The 21,662-nt window shown below is 40.4% G+C and carries 19 protein-coding genes and 1 tRNA gene; 11 read left to right on the top strand and 9 right to left on the bottom strand.

The genetic code is table 11. The features are described from left to right. Window position 1: 1 nt before the first annotated feature. Genes B155_RS0103420 through B155_RS0103405 form a run of 4 tightly spaced genes read left to right on the top strand, consistent with a single transcriptional unit; the run spans window position 2 to window position 3,839 of the window. The gene (locus B155_RS0103420) at window positions 2-262 is read left to right on the top strand and encodes a CcmD family protein (protein WP_018126845.1); all 261 of its coding nucleotides are present in this window, start codon (window positions 2-4) and stop codon (window positions 260-262) included. Continuing rightward, a complete protein-coding gene (locus B155_RS0103415; RefSeq protein WP_018126844.1) occupies window positions 252-647 on the top strand; it encodes a cytochrome c maturation protein CcmE domain-containing protein in 396 nt (131 codons plus the stop codon). Before B155_RS0103420 ends, B155_RS0103415 begins: the two co-directional genes overlap by 11 nt. Before the next feature lie 3 nt (window positions 648-650). After that, window positions 651-3,137 carry a cytochrome c biogenesis protein CcsA gene (gene ccsA / locus B155_RS0103410; protein WP_018126843.1) on the top strand — a complete coding sequence of 829 codons (2,487 nt, stop codon included), beginning with the start codon at window positions 651-653 and terminating at the stop codon, window positions 3,135-3,137. A 9-nt stretch (window positions 3,138-3,146) separates the two neighbouring features. Further along, window positions 3,147-3,839 (top strand): hypothetical protein, encoded by a 693-nt coding sequence (locus tag B155_RS0103405; RefSeq protein WP_157464715.1) that lies wholly within the window; start codon window positions 3,147-3,149, stop codon window positions 3,837-3,839. 11 nt (window positions 3,840-3,850) lie between these two features. On the opposite strand, the gene B155_RS12875 is transcribed toward B155_RS0103405, so the two are convergent. Continuing rightward, a complete protein-coding gene (locus tag B155_RS12875) occupies window positions 3,851-4,282 on the bottom strand; it encodes a DUF1761 domain-containing protein (RefSeq protein WP_169331266.1) in 432 nt (143 codons plus the stop codon). 114 nt (window positions 4,283-4,396) lie between these two features. Here B155_RS12875 and B155_RS0103395 point away from each other — a divergent pair, with 114 nt between their 5' ends. Further along, complete coding sequence (locus tag B155_RS0103395; protein ID WP_205617751.1) at window positions 4,397-4,948, top strand: DsrE family protein; 552 nt, start codon at window positions 4,397-4,399, stop codon at window positions 4,946-4,948. A 17-nt stretch (window positions 4,949-4,965) separates the two neighbouring features. Here the strand turns inward: B155_RS0103395 and B155_RS0103390 are convergent, their stop codons facing one another. The 3 genes from B155_RS0103390 to sucD all read right to left on the bottom strand — a co-directional run bounded on the left by B155_RS0103390 (window position 4,966) and on the right by sucD (window position 8,163). Further along, entirely contained in the window at window positions 4,966-5,457 is a 492-nt protein-coding gene (locus tag B155_RS0103390; protein WP_018126839.1) for a VOC family protein, read from the bottom strand. A 115-nt stretch (window positions 5,458-5,572) separates the two neighbouring features. Continuing rightward, complete coding sequence (locus tag B155_RS0103385; protein WP_018126838.1) at window positions 5,573-7,090, bottom strand: M20/M25/M40 family metallo-hydrolase; 1,518 nt, start codon at window positions 7,088-7,090, stop codon at window positions 5,573-5,575. 197 nt (window positions 7,091-7,287) lie between these two features. Continuing rightward, window positions 7,288-8,163, bottom strand: coding sequence for a succinate--CoA ligase subunit alpha (gene sucD / locus B155_RS0103380; protein WP_018126837.1), 876 nt, complete (start codon window positions 8,161-8,163; stop codon window positions 7,288-7,290). A gap of 184 nt (window positions 8,164-8,347) precedes the next feature. On the opposite strand from sucD, the gene dnaG reads away from it, so the two are divergent. Beyond that, the gene (dnaG, locus tag B155_RS0103375) at window positions 8,348-10,366 is read left to right on the top strand and encodes a DNA primase (protein ID WP_018126836.1); all 2,019 of its coding nucleotides are present in this window, start codon (window positions 8,348-8,350) and stop codon (window positions 10,364-10,366) included. A gap of 64 nt (window positions 10,367-10,430) precedes the next feature. On the opposite strand, the gene B155_RS0103370 is transcribed toward dnaG, so the two are convergent. Next, window positions 10,431-11,741, bottom strand: coding sequence for an ABC transporter permease (locus tag B155_RS0103370; RefSeq protein WP_018126835.1), 1,311 nt, complete (start codon window positions 11,739-11,741; stop codon window positions 10,431-10,433). 1 nt (window position 11,742) lies between these two features. Next, on the bottom strand, window positions 11,743-12,663 hold the full coding sequence (locus B155_RS0103365; protein ID WP_018126834.1) for an ABC transporter ATP-binding protein: 921 nt from the start codon (window positions 12,661-12,663) through the stop codon (window positions 11,743-11,745). Between the two features lie 163 nt (window positions 12,664-12,826). On the opposite strand from B155_RS0103365, the gene truA reads away from it, so the two are divergent. The 3 genes from truA (at window position 12,827) to B155_RS0103350 (ending at window position 14,081) form a co-directional block, all read left to right on the top strand. Next, entirely contained in the window at window positions 12,827-13,564 is a 738-nt protein-coding gene (truA, locus tag B155_RS0103360; protein ID WP_018126833.1) for a tRNA pseudouridine(38-40) synthase TruA, read from the top strand. 124 nt (window positions 13,565-13,688) lie between these two features. Continuing rightward, window positions 13,689-13,760 (top strand) — tRNA-Asn (locus B155_RS0103355). Between the two features lie 51 nt (window positions 13,761-13,811). Beyond that, on the top strand, window positions 13,812-14,081 hold the full coding sequence (locus B155_RS0103350) for a GIY-YIG nuclease family protein (protein WP_018126832.1): 270 nt from the start codon (window positions 13,812-13,814) through the stop codon (window positions 14,079-14,081). Between the two features lie 218 nt (window positions 14,082-14,299). Here B155_RS0103350 and B155_RS0103345 read toward each other — a convergent pair whose 3' ends face one another. Both B155_RS0103345 and B155_RS12870 read right to left on the bottom strand, forming a co-directional pair. Continuing rightward, window positions 14,300-14,686 carry a GxxExxY protein gene (locus B155_RS0103345; protein WP_018126831.1) on the bottom strand — a complete coding sequence of 129 codons (387 nt, stop codon included), beginning with the start codon at window positions 14,684-14,686 and terminating at the stop codon, window positions 14,300-14,302. A 173-nt stretch (window positions 14,687-14,859) separates the two neighbouring features. After that, window positions 14,860-15,048: a hypothetical protein gene (locus B155_RS12870; protein WP_018126830.1), complete on the bottom strand. Its 189-nt coding sequence runs from the start codon at window positions 15,046-15,048 to the stop codon at window positions 14,860-14,862. Between the two features lie 148 nt (window positions 15,049-15,196). Here B155_RS12870 and B155_RS0103335 point away from each other — a divergent pair, with 148 nt between their 5' ends. Continuing rightward, a complete protein-coding gene (locus tag B155_RS0103335; protein WP_026167171.1) occupies window positions 15,197-15,754 on the top strand; it encodes a helix-turn-helix domain-containing protein in 558 nt (185 codons plus the stop codon). Between the two features lie 57 nt (window positions 15,755-15,811). Here B155_RS0103335 and B155_RS0103330 read toward each other — a convergent pair whose 3' ends face one another. Beyond that, the gene (locus B155_RS0103330; protein WP_018126828.1) at window positions 15,812-19,429 is read right to left on the bottom strand and encodes a multifunctional oxoglutarate decarboxylase/oxoglutarate dehydrogenase thiamine pyrophosphate-binding subunit/dihydrolipoyllysine-residue succinyltransferase subunit; all 3,618 of its coding nucleotides are present in this window, start codon (window positions 19,427-19,429) and stop codon (window positions 15,812-15,814) included. Between the two features lie 433 nt (window positions 19,430-19,862). On the opposite strand from B155_RS0103330, the gene B155_RS0103320 reads away from it, so the two are divergent. After that, entirely contained in the window at window positions 19,863-21,662 is a 1,800-nt protein-coding gene (locus B155_RS0103320; RefSeq protein WP_018126827.1) for a M3 family oligoendopeptidase, read from the top strand.

The following is a 21,662-nucleotide window of genomic DNA, read 5'->3' as shown; positions in this document are numbered from 1 at the left end:
CATGAAAAAATTCATACAAGATGTTCCTCACAACACCGTTGACACGCTGACAAATTCGTACTCTCAGAAGTGGGATGGTGTTGAACAACTAGATCAGACTAACGCATTTATAAATTTTATGTACTCGAACGACCTTATTTTTGTTGTCCTCGGAGTTACACTCATCATCTGGTTTGTGTTGCTCTTTTTCTTATTTAAAGTAGACCGTAAAGTAAGTGCGCTTGAATCAAAACTAAATTCAGTGGATCAAAATGAATCTTAAATTAATACTTGGTGTAGCGGCAATAATAGGGTTTACTTCCTTATTGATGTACAATTTTGGTGAATCGATCAGCACGTATACAAATTTTGAAGATGCGGCTGAAATGAATTCAGCTCACGTTGCAGGTGTTTGGGATGATACTCAAGACTATGGCTTTTCCATGGAGAACAAGTTGTTCACATTTTATATGAAAGATGAAGCGGGTGAAACTCGACGTGTTGTTTACCCAAAACCAAAGCCAAATAACTTTGAGCAAGCCGATCGATTAGTGGTAATCGGTGAGATGAGAGGGGAGACCTTCTACGCCTCAGATATGTTAATGAAATGTCCTTCAAAGTATAACGACGCTGACCCATCTAAATTTGTAAATGCATCTGAGAGTTAACATATGCTAGGCCTTATTGGTAAAGTTCTAATTACCCTTTCTTTTTTATCTGCTACCGCCTCACTTTTTTTGTACTACCAAGGAGCAAAAAACGACGATGATTCAAAACTAAAAATTGGGAATTGGCTCTTTGGCTTAAAAGGCCTTTTTCTCACAGCAGCTTCAGCAGTATTAGTATATCTGCTGTTTACTCATCAGTTTCAGTACTACTACGTATTCAACTACACCAGTTTAGACTTACAAGCTAAGTACCTTTGGTCGGCTTTTTATGGTGGGCAAGAAGGTAGTTTTATGCTATGGATCTTGTTTTCATGGTTATTCGGTTTTGGCTTAATGAGATGGACCCGAGCTCCGTATAAAGCGCCAGTTCTGTTCTTTCTAGCGCTTACACAAGTTTTCTTACTCTCTATGATTTTGGGATGGGACTTAGGAATCCTAAAACTCGGTGCTTCTCCATTTAGAACCATTGCTGAAGAAATGCCGAATGCTCCCTTCATTCAAGCTAACCCAGATTTTATACCTAATGATGGTACTGGTTTAAATGATTTATTGAAGAGCCCTTGGATGATGATTCATCCACCAATTCTTTTTGTAGGCTTCTCGATGATGACCATTCCTTACTGTTTTGCAATGGCCGCATTGTGGAAACGTAAATACAACGAATGGGTTGGGCCAGCACTGCCATGGACGTTAAGTGCGAATGTATCGTTGCTAACAGCCATTTTCTTAGGTGGATATTGGGCATATGTAACGCTTTCATTTGGTGGCTTTTGGGCATGGGATCCCGTTGAAAATGCTTCTTTAGTACCTTGGTTAATTGGTACGGCTGGTATTCATACCATGATTATTCAGCGCAAAAGTTCGGTAGCTCAAAAGTCGTCTATTCTATTCGCTATCCTTGCTTATGTAGCCATTGTATATGAAACGTTCTTAACCCGTTCAGGGATTCTTGCGGATGCTTCCGTTCACAGTTTTGTGGATCTCGGGCTGTATAACCAGCTATTAGCATTTATGCTTGTAATAACGGGTGTTGGTTTGGGTATGTTCTTTTGGAGATATAAAGAACTTCCATCTCAAGAAAAAGAGTCGCAGATTTTATCTAGAGAGTTTATGACTTTTACAGGAGCCATCATGCTTCTGATATTAGGTCTGGTAATTATTCTGGGGACAAGCTCACCTATTATAGGCCTCTTGTTTAACGACAACCCAACGCCACCAGAAATTAGTTTCTACAATCAATGGAGTATGCCAATTGCAATGATCATGGCTGTTCTTACGGTGATTGGTCAATATCTTTTTTGGAAGAAGTACAATTGGGAATCACTTTCTTCAGCGTTGGTATATCCTTTATTGGTGACATCGGCGTGTACCATTTTAACAATGATTGTTGGTGAAGTTCGTGATCCATACTACGTGCTTTACATCTTTACAGCTTTCTTTGCGGTAGTAGGGAATGCTTGGGTTATGGTTCGTTTGATTATTCAAAAACCTAAACTTATTGGTGGTTCAGTTACACACGTCGGTTTTGGTGTGCTATTGATAGGTATTTTAATATCATCGGCTTATAACAAGCCAATGATTGATCAAACTACTGAGGCTTATAACGAGCGTGTGAAAAATGGTGAAGTAAAAGATGAGATGGGCTTCACAATCACTGAACCTGTAACAATGCTTAATTTAGAGCTCAAAGAGCCTAAGATTGTAAATGGGAAGTATGTAGTGACTTATGTGGGTTATGATCTTGTAAATCAAAATAGACCGGGTCAGCAAACCTATAAAGTTTTATTCGAACCTATTGATGGCGGGAAACCATTCTATATGTATCCCGAATTGTACCCAATGTTAGCTACCTCAACTCAGGATAATGTTCAGTGGTCAGTAGATCCTGATGTAAGAACAGGCTTAATTTCTGATATCTATCTTTATGTTGCAGGAAGTAGCTATGTGAAACAACGAAATGATATCATTGCAAGAAGAGCGAATATCAATACTACAGCTACACCAGAAGGGGAAGTACCCGAAACGCAAACGATACGCTTTAGCAAGGGGGAAACTGTAGTAGTTGGTGGCTTTGAAATGCAATTCATCGATTATGCGATGGAAGACACAACCGCTCTACCTCCAAACACGAATATTGGTGTACGTGCTCAAGTGAAACTAGCGCATTTAGCAAGCGATCAGCAGTATATGCTGGAACCACTTTTTGCTTTGTATAACGAAGATGGAGATACTTATGTGTTTGCTCCAGAAGTGGAATTACCAAATCATGATATCACGTTTAGTTTCACAAAAGTATATCCTGAATCTGGCGAAATAGATCTAACGATTACGGGCTTAGATGAAGAATACCAAGACGAATGGATTTTAATAGTAGCCGAAGAAAAGCCACTTATATCAGTGGTATGGCTCGGCACCTTTCTACTTATGATTGGATTTAGCGTTTCGATTTTGCGACATTGGGATCGTGAACGCAAGAAAAACAAAGACTAGTCATTCATTATGAGAAACCTCAACATCACTTTATTTTTGTGTGTAGGGTTTCTCTGTTTGTTTTCAAGCCAACTCGTAGCGCAACATCAGAGTTATTCTTATGCTGAAGTGCAAGATCAAACAAGTTTAGAGTTATCTCCAAGGGGTGCATTACTGCGCTCTTTTGTGCTTCCAGGCTGGGGACACCATTATGTGGATCAATCCAATTGGACACGAGGGAAAATTCATTTAGCAACTGATGTTATTTTAATAGCTGGTTTAGTGGGCTTTAGTCAACGTGCGAATCGCTTAGAAGGCGACTTAGTAACATTAGCACGCTCGAAAGCAGGGGTTAACATCTCGAATAGAGATAGAAGGTTTGAGCTGGCCGTTTCTGATTTCAATAGCTTAGATGAATACAACGATTATCAGCTTCGAACTCGAAATTGGCAAAATATCTATTCCGATACTCCCGAAAACCGTTGGAGTTGGTCTACCACAAACGACCGTGAAGACTTTCGAGATACGCGTTCTAAAATATCAAAGGCTGAAAATCAGATACCTACTATGCTAACTCTTATGGTAGCAAATCGAATATTTAGCGGGATCAATGCATTTGTAAAGGCACGCAATATCATGGATAACCCACCAGTTGCATCAGTGAGTTATCTCAATGAATTCGGCACTACAGGCTTAACAGCACGAATTTCCTTCCAGTTTTAAGAAAAGACCTACTAATCGAGTACAGTTTCTTTTTTCGACCAGCCTCCTAAAACAATTCCTGTAATTGCTGCGCCTACTAAATTGTAGCCGCCTTCAACCCAAACGAGTGCATAAGGTTCAAAGCCAAACATATTATCTGCCATCATACTGATAAAGCTGAAGGCAAATTGAAGAAGCAGGGCATACCCAAGTCCACGAAGCCAAGAGTCGACATGTAGTTTAACAAATAGCCAAGCCAGTACATACACTGGTAATACGGCAGCAATGGTATTTGTAACCCAAACTCCAACACCAGGTGGATTTGCTTCCAACATTGCCATTGAAAGCCCTTCTAGTTCCATCCAGTAATCCCCAAGTAAAGGACCATACCATAAAAACCCCAAACCATGCAATAGAATTACGACAACCCAAACCGCAAAATGATTTATTTTCAAATTTTGCATATTTACCTCCATAATTATTAGTACCCTTCTTCAATTAAGCTAAAATCGTTCTCAAAATGAAATGATAGCTTTTTAGTTATACAGGAAGATTCAAATCTTAAAGCAGTAAAAAGAATGAAGACAATAATGAAGGTTAAAAAAGTAGCGTTTTTAATAGCATTTCTAATGGTAACAGGGAGTGTTTATGCACAGCAAGGCGCCAACCCAATCATCAAGAATTATGGCACTATTTACGAAATTGAGAACACAGTAAAGCCAGATCCATCTATCAATTATAAAATTGTTATCGACCTTAAGACTCTGCAACGAGATAAAGAGAGCTTGAATGGAGGCCTAAATAATGTTGCTCGAATGATCAACCTACATGGTTTGGGTGGGGTGTCAAACGACAATCTAAATGTTTCTGTGGTTATCCATGGTGGAGCAACAGACGTGGTATTAAACAATGACACCTATAAATTGAAGTATGAATTTGATAACCCAAATATCCCATTGATTAGAGAATTAAAGGAAGCAGGAGTAAAAATTTATGTGTGTGGACAGTCTTTATTGGCAAGAAATTATCCTATCGAAGAGGTAAACACAGAAGTGGAAATAGGCTTATCAATGTTAACGGTAGTTACCACTCATCTGCACAATGGTTACCATCAAATGGTATTCAATTAAATCGAAAGAAAAAGGAGTTATTCGTCTAGCTCCTTTAATAGGTCGGTAATTTTCAGTTCATTTGTGAGCATCTCTACGGAGCCATCTTCCAAATATTTCCATTGATTTTGCGGTCTATCCCAGTAGAGTTCGATACCATTTTCATCAGGGTCGTTTATGTAAATGGCCTCAGATACTCCATGATCGGCAGAGCCTGTGATGGGGTAGTTCGCATCAAGTATGCGTTTACAAATGATGGCTAGATCTTTTCGAGTTGGGTATAGCAGTGCCACATGAAATAATCCCGTTTTATAATTTTGTGGTGGTTCACTGTTTTTACTAAACCAAGTGTTTAACCCAATATGATGATGATATCCACCTGCTGAAATAAAAGCGGCTCTATCTCCATAAGTAGCCATTACCTCGAAGCCTAGAAGTTTGCAATAGAAATCCAGTGATTGCTGCAAGTCTGAAACCTTTAGGTGGACATGGCCAATAGTAGTACCACCTGGAACCCTATACTCTTGCATGATAGTTAGTTAATTTAATAGCTTTGCTATAGAGCAACGATATACAAACATCTGATATAAAAAAAACCTGTACATCAAAGATATACAGGCTTAACAAAAAGTCTATTAAAAAAACTTAATTACCACCGTTTCTATTCGCTTTGCGAGGAGTCGGCCAAGTCATTTGCTTACCAGTACGTGGACTGATAGGTAAAACGGCTTTTTCACGTGAAGTACGCTCTGGATCTTCACTTGCCATGTAGGTAAGAATAGCTGTTAAAATTGCGTTGTTACGAACATCGTCGAATACGATTTTGTCGTAAGTGTCGCGGTTAGTATGCCATGTGTACGAACCGTAATCCCAACTTAGAGAGCTAAGTGAGAAGGCAGGAGCACCTACAGCTACAAAAGACGCATAGTCAGAACCGCCGCCACCAGGTGTGCCTGGAAAACGAGTTTCGATATGGCGAGTGATATCACGAGGTACAGCAGCTAACCAACGGCCTAGGAAGTCATATGCATGAAGGAAACCTTGACCTGAAATGTTTACAACACGACCAGTACCATTATCTTGGTTGAATAGAGCTTGAAGGTTCTCAACGATCTCAGGATTGTCTTCTACGAATGCTCTAGAACCATTAAGGCCTTGCTCTTCGCTACCCCAAAGTCCAACAATGATAGTACGCTTAGGGTTAGGATACACCTTCTTAAGAATACGAGCAGCTTCCATCATGGTGATAGAACCTGTACCGTTATCGGTAGCACCTGTACCGCCATCCCAAGAATCGTAGTGAGCAGAAAGAATGATATACTCATTCGGTTTTTCAGTTCCTTTGATTTCAGCAATAGTGTTGAAGGTTTCAACTTTACCTAATTCTTTTGAAGTCGCATTCACTTTAATGCGAGGCTTGTCACCGTAATCCGCTAAGCGGTAAAGTAAGCCGTAGTCTTCTAAGGAAAGATCAACAGTAGGAATTTCTTTTGTTCTAGCACTGAAGATTTTGTTCACACCAAAACCACCCGACCATCTAGACTGAATGATTCCGATAGCACCAGCATCTTCAAGAGCTTCGATGATAGTACGGCTATTGAAGCCTGTAGCATTGATTCGCTCTCTCCATTCTTGAGAAGCTTTATTACGCTCTTCACGCATTTTCTTGATCGATTCTTCCGTTCCCCATTTTTCCCAGTTATAATCAGGGCGGCCTGTTGGTTGAGGCATAGATACTAATACATATTTACCTTTTACAGATTTCAACCAAGTTTTGAACTCAGCTTCGTTGCTTACGGAAGGAATGGTTACAACTTCGCCTTCTTTGCCACCTTTTTTAGTGCCAGGGCTCCAAGCCAATAGCATGCCTTCTAAAGTAACTGTTCGTGGGTAGGTTAAATCAACGTGTGTAATACCACGCTCCCAACCACGCCATTCGCCAAAATTCTGGCGCTCTGCATCAATACCCCATTCTTGGAAAGTCTCGATAGCCCAATCGCTAGCTTTAAGCATTTGTGGGGTACCCACTAAACGTGGCCCAATTACATCTAATAGTTCGTGAGCTAAGCGCTCAAGTTGTGAGTTTTCGGTGCCTTCTTTTACAATCCGGTCAACCATTGTTTCGGTGTCTTGTGCAGTAGCATAGCCACTGAACATCACCATCACAACTAGAAAAAGTTTAAGTGTTCTTTTCACTGTTACAACCCTCGTTAAATTAATAGTTAGCACAGAATATAGATAAGTACGAGCAAAAGGTGAGCCTGCGAATTATTTTTTAACATTTTAAGGAAGGCGGGCATAAAAAAAGCCTTACTCCAAAATGAAGTAAGGCTTTGAATAGAATAAAAAAGTGTACTTAATTATGCGTTTTCAAGCATTTTCTTAAGAGTCACACCAATTTCAGCTGGGCTATCAACAACCGTGATACCTGCAGCAGCTAATGCTTTTTTCTTCTCTTGAGCAGTTCCTTTACCACCAGAGATAATCGCACCAGCATGACCCATTCTACGGCCCGGAGGCGCTGTAGATCCTGCAATAAATGCTACCACAGGCTTGTCAACATTCTCAGCGATGTATTCAGCAGCTTCTTCTTCTGCAGAACCACCAATTTCACCGATTAATACAATAGCTTCAGTGTCTGGATCTTCTTGAAGTAGTTTAACAGCATCAAGGTGAGTAGTACCAATTACAGGGTCACCACCAATACCGATAGCGGTACTTTGGCCTAAACCTTCTTTCGTTAACTGATCAACCGCTTCGTACGTTAAAGTACCAGAGCGTGAAATCAAACCAACTTTACCTGGAGTGAAAATACTTCCTGGCATAATACCCACTTTAGCTTCACCTGGAGTGATAAGGCCTGGGCAGTTAGGTCCGATTAATGTAGCACCATGGCTCTTTACAACTTGCTTAGCCACAATCATATCCTTTACAGGGATACCCTCAGTGATACAAATAATTACTTTAATGCCTGCAAATGCTGCTTCAGTGATTGCATCGCCAGCAAACGCAGGAGGAACAAAAATGATTGAAGTATTTGCGTCTACTTGCTCCACGGCGTCAGCCACAGTGTTGAATACTGGACGATCTAAGTGAGTTTGGCCACCTTTACCAGGGGTAACTCCACCAACAACATTGGTGCCGTATTCAATCATTTGCTGTGCATGGAAACTTCCTTCGCTTCCTGTAAAGCCTTGCACGATCAGGCGGGTGTCTTTTCCAACTAATACACTCATTTTTGTTCTTTATGATTCAAAATTTTTATGGGTGGGGAATATACAATCCTTATCAGATAGTTGATAGTTCTGAATTTCACCAAATTTGAGTTTTCGTAAAAAGAATTTAAGCAGGATGCGTAATTCCAGATTTTTGCCCACTAATGACGCTTAAACAGAATAGAGAATTTCTTATACTCTATGTATGATCACTGAGGATAAAAAAGAGGAAGTAAGAGACGCTGCGGATATTGTAGAAGTAGTAGGCGACTATGTGAAGCTAAAGCGCTCTGGCAATGGTTTTACGGGGCTATGTCCATACCATGATGAGAAGACTCCATCTTTTCACGTTACCCCTCGCTTAGGCATCTATAAATGTTTTGGGTGTGGTGAATCCGGTGATGTGTTCAAGTTTATTATGGATCAAGATGGTATCGGTTTTACCGAGGCTGTGCGCCAATTGGCAGATCGATATGGTGTATTTATTCCCGAAGAAGTAGACGACGAACCTTCAGAAGGCAAGCAGCTCAAAGAAGGAATTTATCATGCACTCAAATTTGCAGGTGTATTCTACTACAGAAATTTAATTGAGAACCCTGAGGCAGCAAAAGCTCTTCAGTATCTGGACAAAAGAGGGTACAATCGCGAAGTATTTAAAAAATTCGGTTTAGGTTATGCTCCATCTGGAGGAGATGAACTCTACAAAGCAGCGGTAAATGCGGGCATCGATTTAAACTATTTGATTGAAGCCGATCTCATCAAACCAAGCCAAAGGGGAGAAGGATACTACGATACTTTCCGTGGGCGGCTGATGTTCCCCATTTTTGGGGCTACCGGTAAAGTGATTGCCTTTGCAGGACGTGTACTTGGGAATGAGAAAACAGCCAAATACATAAACTCAGCTCAAACCCCTGTATATAATAAGAGTGAAGTAGTGTATGGGGTGAATTTTGCGAAGAATGAAATTCGTAAGAATAAAGAAGTGATTTTGGTTGAAGGTTATACCGATGTGATAACCTTGAATGAACATGGTATCAAAAATGTGGTAGCAAGTTCGGGTACCGCATTAACCTCGGGGCAGATGAAGATTTTGCATCGTTATGGTGAAAAAATCATCATGATTTATGATGCCGATAATGCCGGCCAAGCTGCCATGAAAAGAGGTATTGATATTGCATTAGCTGAAGGAATGGAAGTGCAATTATTAGAGCTTCCAGATGGGGAAGATCCTGATTCTTTTGTGAAGCAATTCGGAAAAGAATCATTTGATGAGCTTAAAAAGGAAGAGGCTTCAGATTTTGTGGATTTCTTGATCTTGAAAGCCGATGAAGAAGGCCGTTTAGATAATCCAGTTCAGCGCGGAAAAGTGATTTCGGAAATCTTGGTGGCCATTTCGAACATCAAGGAATCACTACAGCGTCAGATTTATGTTCAATATCTGCATCAACGCACCCAACAGTATAGAAAGGGTAGCGATAGAGAGTTATTTGAGGAATTAGAGCGCATACTGAAGGAAAAGCAAAAGGAGGATCAACGTGCAGAACGCCGAGAACGCTTCAGAGAAGAACGTTCTAATAGACCTCCAGATATGGAAATGCCTCCAATTCCAGATCAAGAATTTGCTCCACTTGATCAATTCGAACATTTCGAACCACCTACGAAAGCGAAAAAGCCAGATTATGAAAAAGAGCTCATTCGCTTAATGATTACTTACGGGCGAGGAATGGTGGAATACATCTGTTCATTCACCAACCAAAAGCTTTTTGAAGACGATGAACTCAAAGATTTTTATCTAGATATCGTGGAGCGCTATAAGAAAGAAGAAGAAATTTCTATTCAGGTGTATTCAGGAAAACCAGACCCTTTCCCAAGACTGGTTGGAGATGTATTGTTAGAACAACATGCCGCAAGTGATCGACATCATGAAAAAGTTGGTATGAAATACGAAAAGGATAAAAATCCTCATCGAACAGCAAAAAGTACTATAAAAGCGCTGGAACTGAATTTCTACAAACGAAAGATGACGGAATTAGCTGATCGTTTTAAAACGGCTGAGACCGAAGATGAGAAAAAGAAGATCACTCGGAATCAGGTGAAAATACAATCTAAGATCAATGTATTAACCACTACCTATTCCGATGATTATTATCCTGATCCGGAAAGTACGGATACTTCATTTGTGAGCGAAAAGAAGTTTGAATACAAAATGAAGCCTCGCGATTAAGTTCATCGCATAAAAAAAGGGACGCTATGAACGTCCCTTTTAGTTTTTTATAAGTGGTGTGGTTCTAAGACTGTCGAATCCATTTAAGTAGATCGCCCCAACTTGCTTTCTTACCATACATCAAGATTCCAACACGGTAAATTTTCGCACTCATCCACATCACTCCAAAGAAAGTGGCGATTAGTGCAATCAAACTTGCCCCTATTTGCCAGAACGGTACATCCGTTACAGCTATACGCGTAATCATATTGATTGGCGAGGTAAGCGGGAAAATTGAAGCAACAACCGAAAGGGTAGAGTCGGGGTCAACCATCACTCGGGTGTTGATAAAGTAAGCCCCCATGATAGGCACCATAAGGATGGGCATAAACTGCTGGGTATCTTGCTCTGAATCTACCGCTGAACCAACCGCCGCAAATAGAGCCGCATACATAAAGAAACCAAAGATGAAGAACAGGAAGAAGTACACAAAGATCATTGGATCAATAGAAAGTACTTCAAGGGATGCTGGGTCGAAGCCAGCTTCGGCCGCAGCTTGGGTCATTTCTTCAGAGCTAGTCATTTCAGTAATCTGATCTTGCATTAAAGCACCCGCAATAGGTACGGCTGCAATACTCAAACCGATATACATCACTACCCAAATGGCGAATTGAGTGAATCCAAGTAAACAAACACCAATCACTTTACCGATCAGTAATTCCATGGGTTTGATAGATGAAGTGATGACTTCCACAATACGATTGGTTTTTTCTTCAATCACACTTCTCATAAGCATGGCTCCATAACCGAATAGGCCAATAAAGATGAGTAAGCCAAGTACGAACCCAACTCCACTCATGAAACCTGCTTTATCGTCTTCAGCTGTGCCATCCTCAGCCAGCTTTCTTGAGTCTAAGCCTGGTCGACGTTCGAATAACTCTCGTATTTCATCAGTTACATTCGCACGAACTAAACGCTCTTCTTGAATCACTTGGCGTAAGTCACCTCTCACACTACTAGTGAATGCTAATCCACCACTACCAGCATAAGTCAATTCGGCGTTTTCGTTAGTTTCGATGTGAACTTCATCTAACACAAGGTATGCATCAATTTCTTCACGCATAACCATGCTCTTTACACTGTCTATGGGGAGGTGTGATACATCGGTGTATCTATCCGCATCTAACTCGATGAGTTTTGGAGCTAAGATCTCGGTGTTGTCTACAAGCCCAACAACTTTTTCGGAGTCGGTATCTCCAGAAACAATCCAAACCATTAACGCACCAAAAGCAATAAGTACGAGTGGTGTTAAAATGGTTGAAAGGATAAAAGATTTTGAACGTGCGCGTGTTATGTATTCACGCTTTAATACTAAGGTAATTTTCTTGAAATCCATCTTAGGCCTCCTGCTGTGCTTTTAGGTTATCTTCGCCAACGGTTGAGATGAATATCTCATTTAGTGAAGGCTCGATACGTTCAAATTTGTGGATTTCAGCGTGTTCCATAGCCAGTTTTAAAATGTCTTGCATGCTTTGCCCGTTTAACACTCGAATCTCTGCAAAGTTTGTAGATCGGTTGTTAATGCGAACATCTTGGAGTTTATCGAGGAACGTGCCGTCGCCCTCGAACTCAAGATTTATGGTGTTTTTTCCGAAGGAAGCTTTGATCTCTCGAAGTCCACCTTGAAGTACGGCTTTACCATTGTTGAATAAGCAGATGTCGTCGCACATCTGTTCAACTTGTTCCATTCTGTGTGTAGAGAATAATATGGTTTTGCCATTATTCTTTAGCTCAATGATGATTTCCTTAAGCGTTTCTGAGTTAATAGGATCTAAACCACTGAAGGGCTCATCAAAAATATAGATATCAGGATCGTGAGCAATTGTGGCAATAAACTGAATTTTTTGCGACATCCCTTTTGAGAGCTCACCTACTTCTTTTTTAGTCCAATCGGCTGCGCCAAAACGCTCAAGCCAGTAGCGAATAGCTTTCTTAGCATCTTTGGCTTTCATTCCTTTCAATTGCGTAAGGTACATTAACTGTTCCTCAACTTTCATTTTCTTATACAGCCCACGCTCTTCGGGCATATAGCCAATCATCTTTTGTGTTTCTGGGCTAGCCGCCACACCATTTATGGTAATGTTCCCTTCATCAGGCATGATTATATTATTAATCATTCTGATGGTTGTTGTTTTACCTGCACCATTGGGACCCAATAACCCAAATATTCGCCCTCTTTCTGCTTTAAAACTGACATCGTTAACAGCAACGTTTTTCCCGAATGCTTTACGAATGCCATCCACTTCGATTATAGTCATCGTATCTATATTTAGTTAGTTGTGTTTGTGAGAATCTCTATTAATAATACAGCCCTAAGATTCTTTTTTTTGATATGGCAATCAAGTACGGCGCTAAGCAGTTTGTGTTTCATGAATGCTTCTAGTTTTTACGGCTGAATAATAAAATCCGTATCATACCTCGATGATAAAACGATATAAATTATTGATTGAATATCATGGTGCCTATTTCTCAGGTTGGCAAATTCAGCCAGATGCTACTACCGTAGAAGGGGAGCTTGAAAAGGCATTTAGTAAGATATTACAGCAGCCAATTGATTTAATCGGGCAGGGTCGAACCGATGCAGGAGTTCATGCGCGTGGGCAAGTTGCTCATGTTGATTTGGGTGATGATGTCGATGTGCAAAAACTGATATTTGGTGTTAATGGCGTGTCTTCAAATCATGTATTCATTCATGAAATTGAGGAAGTGAAAGCTGACTTCCATGCTCGCTTTGATGCAAGCTCTAGAGCCTACATCTACACCTTGTTAAAAAGACCTTCACCACTTCATCACGATATAGGTTGGGTGATTCCTAAAGATACCGATATTCGATTGCTGGAAGAATGCGCAACCTTACTTATAGGGGAGTTCGATTTTGATGGTTTTTCTAAGTTCAATGAAGAAAACTACACTACGTTGTGCACCATTTTTAATGCAGCTATCGAAGAAAAAGAAGACAGGGTCTTATTTCACATTCAAGCAAACCGATTTTTAAGGAATATGGTGAGGCGATTAATAGGTACGATGATTCAAGTAGGTATAGGTAAAATCAAGCTTAACGATTACCGTGAGTTGCTTTTCAATCCTAAGGCTGATGTGAAATCTTTTACAGCTCCAGCACATGGGTTAGTGTTGGAAAAAGTTTTTTACGAAAATTGAAAATAAGTATTGATACTCATTCAATATTCTTTTTATATTTGTCGCCCCTTCAACGGGATGCTTGTTTCGATAGCGATGACATAGCCGAAACAGCAGGTTTATTGAAAAGTCATCAAGAATATCTTCCTCGGTAGCTCAGTGGCAGAGCAATCGGCTGTTAACCGATCGGTCGTTGGTTCGAATCCAACCCGGGGAGCTTTACAAAAGGACATTTAGGCACTAGCTTGAATGTCCTTTTTTTATGTCTATGAGTTACTACCTCTACATATTAAAATCCGAAGTCAAAGACACCTATTACATAGGAAGTTCTGACGATCCCGTACGTAGGTTGAGCTATCATAACTCTGAACACAAAGGGCATACACAGAGATTCCGACCGTGGATACTTGTTTGTCAGTTGCAGTTTGAAACTCGAAGGGAAGCAATGCAAGCAGAGAGTAAAGTGAAGAGCTGGAAGAGTAAGAGAATGATCCGACGACTCATTGATAAGCAGATTGACATCAAGGATTATTTGTAAGGGCAATAGGCTGTTATCCGCCGGCTGGCGGTCGTGGTTCGAACCTGCCTAGCGGAGATACGTCAAATTTGGGGGGGGGAATTGAGATGGGTTCTAAAGTTGAATTAAAATAAGTAGTCTTTTGCATCAGGATTCTCTGGATTTTGGGATTCACAGGATTGTGTTAGTTTAATCTTGTACATCAAGCGAATCCTGTAAATCCTGATTCAAAACCTTTCCTAATTTCGATCAATTCTATTTCGTGAGTTGAATATTTTTTTGAATTGGAGACTCCTTGATCCAAAATTTATGAGTAAGCCAATAGGTAGATCATAAACAACTACATAATTTTTAGCTTGAGCAATGTGAACAGCTTCTAGGTCGATTACGGCTTTAATCTCAACCATTATTTTATTTTCTACAATGAAATCAGCTCTTCGTGTTCCAACATGTAAACCTTTATAAAAGAGATCCTGTTCTATTTCTCGACCGAAAATTAAACCATTTTTCTCCATTTCTATTGCAAGACATCTTTGGTAAACCACTTCTTGGAAACCATTTCCAAGTTCATTGTGCACTGTCATAGCGCAACCATTTATTCTATAAGTTATTTCATCGAGATTCATTCTACACTTGTAAGTATTTTCAGTAGGTTAGGAGTTTAAAGTAAAATTCTATTTTACAATTCCTATTGAAAATTAAATGGGGCAATTGAATCTACAGGTTAAAGGATATACATGACTATTTGAAAAACACAGTTTGATTAAAGCAATTTCTGGTTCAAATTAACAACTGTATTTCATTCAACCTCACCCAACTCCTTCTCTAAATCTAAAGCCTGAACGGCGCCAATAGCTACTTCCATGGCACCGTCGCTACAGAGTCCACTTAGAAGTGCTTCATGAAAGTGTGTCTTAAATGTCTGGACGCAAAGCGCTCTAATATTCTCGGCAATTTCGATAGTAGTATCCATAAAACGTTGATTCATTGTAATGAGAGTTCAATCATTTAAAGAGTATTGAATCATGCTGGAATACACAAATTTGTACGAATGAAATAGGATGCACATAATGTTATGAATCAGGTATTATATTCCCGAAGTTTGAAGTATTAAATGCCATTCAAGAATTAGTTAGATGCATTATTACGTTAAAAATATGGTGTGCAGCCACTGTGCTGAGGTATTAGAAGAGAAACTCACTCATGCAGGTTTTCAGGTGAAGTCTATAGACCTTGGGGAGCTCACCCTCGGAAGTACGCTTAATGAAAAAGATCAATTGAAGCTGGATGAAGTTATCAGAAATAACGGATTCGAGCTGATTAATGGTCAGGGTGCTCAAATTGTAGAAACCGTAAAACGACTCATCATTAAGCTGATACGAACGGATGAAAAGCTCGAGGGAAATCTCTCTGATTATTTATCAGAACACACCCACAAAGATTACCAACAACTGAGTCGCTTATTCTCGAATGTGGAAGGTAAATCCATTGAGCGCTATTACATCCTTCAAAAAATAGAGCGGGCGAAAGAACTAATTGTATATGGCGAACAAACTTTTGCGGAAATCGCATTGGAATTAGACTACAGCAGTCAACAGCATTTCTCGAGGCAGTTCAAAAAAGAGACAGGATTATCGCCTTCACATTTCAAAGATATTAAAGAGAATAAGCGCATCGCCATCGATAAAATTTAACGGCATAAAAAAAGCCCGCTAGTGTAATACTAACGGGCTTTAAATGTGTTGGCTAATTTAGCCTTTAAGAGCGTTCTCAACTAAACTAAGTTGCTCTGCTTCGTGAACTTTCTTTTGTCCAGCAGCAGGAGATGCTGAAGCCTGACGGCCCGCATAACGTAGTTTCTGGCCATCTTCTAGAATGTCCATAATACGAGGAGCTACAAATGTCCATCCACCCATGTTCTTAGGTTCTTCTTGACACCAAACGATGTCTTCTACATTCGAGAACTTCTTAAACTCTTCCGAGATATCTTTATCTGGGAATGGATAGAACTGCTCTAAACGAGTGATGGCCACATCATTTAGTTCATTTTCATTTCTGTATTTCAGTAAGTCGTAATACACCTTTCCAGAACAGATCACCAATCGCTTAGCTTCTTTAACATCCGCATCTGCGATGAATGGCTGGAACTTCCCTTGAGCAAGCTCTTCAGTATTCGAAGTAGCCATTGGGTGTCTCAACAGACTCTTTGGCGTCATGAGTACAACGGGCTTCTTTGCTTCTTGAAGCGTTTGCTTACGAAGCATATGGAAGTACTGTGCTGGGGTAGTGAGGTTCATTACCTGCATGTTATCTTCCGCACAAAGCTGTAGGAATCGTTCTAAGCGAGCCGATGAATGCTCAGGACCTTGTCCTTCATATCCATGTGGTAAGTTCAGTACAAGAGAAGTGGTTTGTCCCCATTTCGCTTCACTAGCTGACAAGAACTGATCGATAATGATTTGAGCACCATTCACGAAATCACCAAACTGAGCTTCCCAGATTACAAGTGCATTTTTCTCTTGAGCACTGTACCCAAACTCGAAGCCCATGGCAGCATACTCTGATAACAAACTGTTATGAATATGGAAGAATCCTTGATCTTCGGCTAGGTTATTGAGTGGGGTAAAAGTCTGGCTCGTTTCTGTTCCGTGTAGTACGGCATGTCTATGCGAGAAGGTCCCACGTTCCACATCTTGTCCTGTAAGACGAATTGTGCGTCCAGATTTAAGAAGTGAACCAAACGCGAGTGCTTCCGCAAAGCCCCAGTCGATTTTCTTTTCATTTTTATCTACTACTTCAGCACGCTTAGCTAGCTGACGAAGTAATTTAGGATTCGCATCGAAGTCTTTAGGAACCGTATTAATCTTAACAGCAATATCCTTTAACTCATCTACAGGGTAGGTGGTGTCAGGGAATTCAATTCGGTTCGTTTGCTTCGTTTCTGTGCGATCGATGAGGTCATCAGTGATGTCTACATTTGGTGACTTCTTAGCGTCTTCGAATGCTTCTTGAAGTAGTTTGTCGAACTCATCAAAGATTTGCTTCGTTTCTTCTTCAGTAAGCTCATTGTTCTTCACTAAGTGTTCAGTATAAAGGTCACGCACCGGTGGGTGGTCGTTAATTTCTTTATACATACCTGGCTGTGTGAACGCAGGCTCATCACCTTCGTTGTGACCGTGCTTACGGTATCCAATAAGATCGATGATTACATCTTTACCAAACTTCTGGCGGTAGTCTAATGCCATTTGAATAGCGTGAACAGCCGCTTCAGGCTTATCTCCATTCACGTGGAAGATAGGCGCTAGAATCATTTTCGATAAATCAGAAGCATATTCAGTAGAACGACCATCTTTTGGAAGAGTCGTAAAACCAATCTGGTTGTTGATGATGATATGAACGGTTCCACCTGTTTTGTAACCTTCCAACTGAGACATATTTAAAGTCTCGGCAACAACACCTTGTCCTGCGAAAGCAGCATCACCGTGCATAAGCACTGGTAAAATCTTTTTTTCAGCATCTTCACCATCAAAGTGATCTTGCATAGCACGTGCAGCCCCTTCAACTACAGGGTCAACCGCTTCTAAGTGACTTGGGTTTGGTAATAACTCAAGCTCAACTTCTTTGTTATCAGGAGCTTTGTGGATGCCTTTGGTACCTAAGTGATACTTAACATCACCTGATCCTTGAATTGAATCTGGATCGATGTTGCCTTCGAATTCAGCAAAAACTTTGTGGTAAGGCTTATTCATGATATTTACGAGAATATTCAATCTACCACGGTGAGCCATACCTAAGAATATTTTTTGAATATCATTCTTAGCAGCTCTGTTAAGCATAGCATGAATCATTGGGATTAAGGTATCAGCACCTTCCAATGAGAATCGTTTATGCCCGATATATTTTTTGTGCAGAAACTCTTCGAAAGCCATGGCTTGGTTGAGTTTATGCAAAATCTCTTTTTTGTCGTCTTTAGTAAGAGTTGCTTTGTTGGCGGTAGACTCCATGGCCTCACGCAACCAACGGCGTTCTTCTAAATCGAGCAGGTGCATGTAATCAGCACCAATGTCGTTACAATAAGTATCTCTCAGTAACTTGATGATATCGCGAAGAGGTGCTTTTTCCCATCCCCCAAAACCACCACAATAAAACTCGCGATCTAAATCCCAAAGCGATAAGCCGTAGTATTCAAGATCAAGTTCAGGTACATGCTTTGGATCTTTTCCTAGTGGATCTAAGTCGGCAAGAACATGTCCACGCATGCGGTACATGTTAATTAAGCGCCAAACACCAATAGCACGACGATCATATTCTAACGAATCAGACTTGCCACCAAATGGACCAGAGTAGGTATCCGCTGAATAAGGAATGGGTTCGTATGGGATTTCTAAATCGCTAAAGATATCAGCGTAGAAATTTTCTTGACCAGTTAGGAGGTCATTGATTTTCTTTAGGAATGAACCTGATTCAGCCCCTTGAATCACACGGTGATCATACGTACAAGTAACAGTCATTACTTTGCTGATACCTAGTTGGTTCAAAATCTCTTTAGACATCGACTGATATTCAGCTGGGTAATCGATAGCACCCGTTGCAATTATAGCGCCTTGGCCTTGCATTAGGCGAGGTACAGAAGAAACCGTACCAATAGTACCTGGATTGGTAATACTGATGGTGGTTCCTTGGTAATCATCAATGCCAAGTTTACCATTTCTAGCACGATCGATGAGATCTGCATAGGCGTGAAGGAATTCACGGAAATTCATTTTGTCTACGCCCTTGATGTTAGGAACAACAAGGTTACGAGAGCCATCTTTATTTGGTAAATCAACGGCAATACCTAAGTTCACTTGATCATGAACAACTTTGTAATGGTTGTTGCCATCAAAATGGTATGCATTGTTTACACCCGGATATTCTTTTAAGGCTTTAATAATAGCCCAAGCAATAAAGTGTGTGAATGATGCTTTTGGCTCATTGCGTTGAAGTAGGTGGGTGTTGATAACCGCTCTATCTTCAATCATCATTTTTACTGGAAGCACTCTCAAAGAGGTAGCTGTTGGTACTTCCAAGCTTTGGTCCATGTTTTCTACAATCTTTGTAGCAACACCTTTGATTTTCTCGAGCTCAGCACCCTTTGGTACATTCGCTGATTTTGGAGCATCTGATTTTTTTGCAGGAGCAGGTTTCGCCGCTTCCTGTGTAGATGATTTTGGTGCCGACGAGGATGAACCGTTACTAGTTTTTCCGTCTTGTTCATCAAAGAAGTTTCTCCAATGTACAGGCACTGATTCAGGGTTCTGCTGATATTGATTATATAGCTCTTCGACTAAAGCTGAATTAGGACCGAAAACGGCTTCAAGAGATTTCAATGGGTATTAACCTCATGTGGGTTTTTTACAACTGATTGTATCTGTTATGTTATTCGCTGATAATTTTACTGATCACTCAGATGAATTATTAAAGCAGGGGCAAAATTAAGCATTAGAATCTAAAAAAACGATAATACTTCTCACCAAGATTGTTAAATAGAATCAAGCGAACATCTTCTTCTGGATATGACTTAATACTTGCCTCACAATGCTTAATCAATGTAATTGGAGAGGGAAACATTCCGCATCCTAAAGAACAAGAAGGGCTTTTGAATGATAATGCAGAATAAATAGGGATTTATAAGCCGTTCAGTATCATTGATATTAATGCTTCGGTAGATAGAGAAAACCAATGTACTTTGAGATTTGAGCATTTTAATTAGCCTACAACAAGCCCTATATTCCAACAAAAATTTTAGAGTAAAAGAGACCTATGAGCGAAAAAGCTGTAAACGGAGCTGAAAAGATTAACTGGGACCTATCTGATTTATATAAATCGGCAGATGATCCTCAATTAATAGAAGACAAAAAAACAGTTTTAGAAGATGCCGAAGCATTTGCAACAAAGTATAAAGGATTGGTGGCTTCACTGGATGCCCCGGCTTTCAAAGAAATGTTGCAAGAATATGAAGCCATTCAAGATAAGGGTGGAAAGATTGGCTCATTCGCTTACCTACAGTGGTCAACCGATACTGGAAATTCAGCCTATGGTAAACTCGTACAAGACTCGAATGAGTTAGGCTCTGAACTAAGCCAAAAATTAGTATTCCTAGATGTAGAGTGGTTACAGGTTGACGACGAAAAAGCAGAAGCTTTAATTAATCACCCTGAGTTAGCCTTTTACAAGCATTACTTGGAATCATCTCGTCGCTACAAGGATCACGTTCTCGAGGAAAAGCAAGAGCAAATAATGTCGGCCAAATCAGTTACAGGACGTAGTGCATGGGTTCGCTTTTTTGATGAAACCTTAGGAGCCGCCAAGTTCACTATTGATGGCGAGACGATGACTGAACAAGAGGCCTTATCCAAGTTACATGAGAGTGATAGAACCCTAAGGCAAAAGGCACATGCAGCTCTTACTAACACCTTCAAAGAGCTTAGCCATACCCTAACTTTTGTATTCAATACCGTTCTTGCCGACAAATCTACAAACGATAAGTTTAGAAATTATAAAAGCTGGGTGTCTTCTCGGAATTTGGCGAATGAGACCGATGATGATACTGTGGAAGCATTGGTGCAATCAGTGACCTCAAATTATAATTTGGTGCAGAGGTATTACCGCTTGAAGGCCAAGCTTTTAGGTATTGATGATATGAAGGATTATGATCGTTATGCGCCTATCATCCAGAATGAAGAAACCATTACGTGGGACAGTGCTCAAGAAATGGTGCTAGATGCCTACACCAAGTTCCATCCAGAAATGGGGGAGATCACCAAGAAGTTTTTTGAAAAGAATTGGATTGATGCAGCCATTAAACCGGGAAAAAGAGGCGGAGCGTATTCAGCTAGTACCGTTCCTTCGGTTCACCCTTATGTATTCATGAACTTCGATGGTAAAATTCGTGATGTTCAAACATTAGCTCATGAGCTAGGGCATGGTGTTCACCAATATCTATCAAGGCAGCAGGGTCCATTGCAAGCAGGTACACCCCTAACTACAGCTGAGACCGCATCCGTATTTGGTGAGATGCTAGTATTCCAAAAGTTGCTGAAGGAAATCGAAGATCCTAAAGAACGATTAGCGCTTATTACAGGCAAAATTGATGATACTATCGCAACGGTATTCAGGCAGATTTCAATGAACCGTTTTGAAGATGCTATGCACACCGCACGTAGAGAAGAAGGTGAGTTAACCACTGAACGATTCTCTGAGCTCTGGATGGAACAGCAGAAAGCATTGTACGGCGATTCGGTAGAATTAACAGAAGAATATGGGTTATGGTGGAGTTACATCCCTCATTTCTTACACACTCCAGGCTATGTATATGCGTATGCTTTTGGTGAATTGTTAGTAATGGCGCTTTATGAAGAATTTGTTCAACGCCCAGATGGATTCGCAGATAAGTACATGGAATTATTAAGTGCGGGTGGCTCAGAATGGCCACACGACTTAGTAGCAAAAATGGGACTTGATATCACAGATCCAAACTTCTGGCAAAAAGGGCTTACTTCATTAGAGCGTATGATCGAAGAAGCAGAGCAACTCGCAGCGCAGATTTCCCAAGATAACTGA

The sequence above is a fragment of the Balneola vulgaris DSM 17893 genome (assembly GCF_000375465.1).
Classification (GTDB): domain Bacteria; phylum Bacteroidota; class Rhodothermia; order Balneolales; family Balneolaceae; genus Balneola; species Balneola vulgaris.
This window is presented reverse-complemented; position numbering and strand designations above follow the sequence as displayed.

Excerpts from the sequence above, each read along its gene's own strand:
- B155_RS0103415 (WP_018126844.1), top strand. The coding sequence starts at position 252 with ATGAATCTTAAATTAATACTTGGTGTAGCGGCAATAATAGGGTTTACT.
- B155_RS0103350 (WP_018126832.1), top strand. The coding sequence starts at position 13,812 with ATGAGTTACTACCTCTACATATTAAAATCCGAAGTCAAAGACACCTAT.
- B155_RS0103395 (WP_205617751.1), top strand. The coding sequence starts at position 4,397 with ATGAAGACAATAATGAAGGTTAAAAAAGTAGCGTTTTTAATAGCATTT.
- B155_RS0103365 (WP_018126834.1), bottom strand. The coding sequence starts at position 12,663 with ATGACTATAATCGAAGTGGATGGCATTCGTAAAGCATTCGGGAAAAAC.
- B155_RS0103345 (WP_018126831.1), bottom strand. The coding sequence starts at position 14,686 with ATGAATCTCGATGAAATAACTTATAGAATAAATGGTTGCGCTATGACA.
- dnaG (WP_018126836.1), top strand. The coding sequence starts at position 8,348 with ATGATCACTGAGGATAAAAAAGAGGAAGTAAGAGACGCTGCGGATATT.
- B155_RS12870 (WP_018126830.1), bottom strand. The coding sequence starts at position 15,048 with ATGAATCAACGTTTTATGGATACTACTATCGAAATTGCCGAGAATATT.
- B155_RS0103335 (WP_026167171.1), top strand. The coding sequence starts at position 15,197 with ATGCATTATTACGTTAAAAATATGGTGTGCAGCCACTGTGCTGAGGTA.
- B155_RS0103370 (WP_018126835.1), bottom strand. The coding sequence starts at position 11,741 with ATGGATTTCAAGAAAATTACCTTAGTATTAAAGCGTGAATACATAACA.
- B155_RS0103405 (WP_157464715.1), top strand. The coding sequence starts at position 3,147 with ATGAGAAACCTCAACATCACTTTATTTTTGTGTGTAGGGTTTCTCTGT.
- B155_RS0103320 (WP_018126827.1), top strand. The coding sequence starts at position 19,863 with ATGAGCGAAAAAGCTGTAAACGGAGCTGAAAAGATTAACTGGGACCTA.
- truA (WP_018126833.1), top strand. The coding sequence starts at position 12,827 with ATGATAAAACGATATAAATTATTGATTGAATATCATGGTGCCTATTTC.
- B155_RS12875 (WP_169331266.1), bottom strand. The coding sequence starts at position 4,282 with ATGCAAAATTTGAAAATAAATCATTTTGCGGTTTGGGTTGTCGTAATT.
- B155_RS0103385 (WP_018126838.1), bottom strand. The coding sequence starts at position 7,090 with ATGGTGATGTTCAGTGGCTATGCTACTGCACAAGACACCGAAACAATG.
- ccsA (WP_018126843.1), top strand. The coding sequence starts at position 651 with ATGCTAGGCCTTATTGGTAAAGTTCTAATTACCCTTTCTTTTTTATCT.
- B155_RS0103420 (WP_018126845.1), top strand. The coding sequence starts at position 2 with ATGAAAAAATTCATACAAGATGTTCCTCACAACACCGTTGACACGCTG.
- B155_RS0103390 (WP_018126839.1), bottom strand. The coding sequence starts at position 5,457 with ATGCAAGAGTATAGGGTTCCAGGTGGTACTACTATTGGCCATGTCCAC.
- sucD (WP_018126837.1), bottom strand. The coding sequence starts at position 8,163 with ATGAGTGTATTAGTTGGAAAAGACACCCGCCTGATCGTGCAAGGCTTT.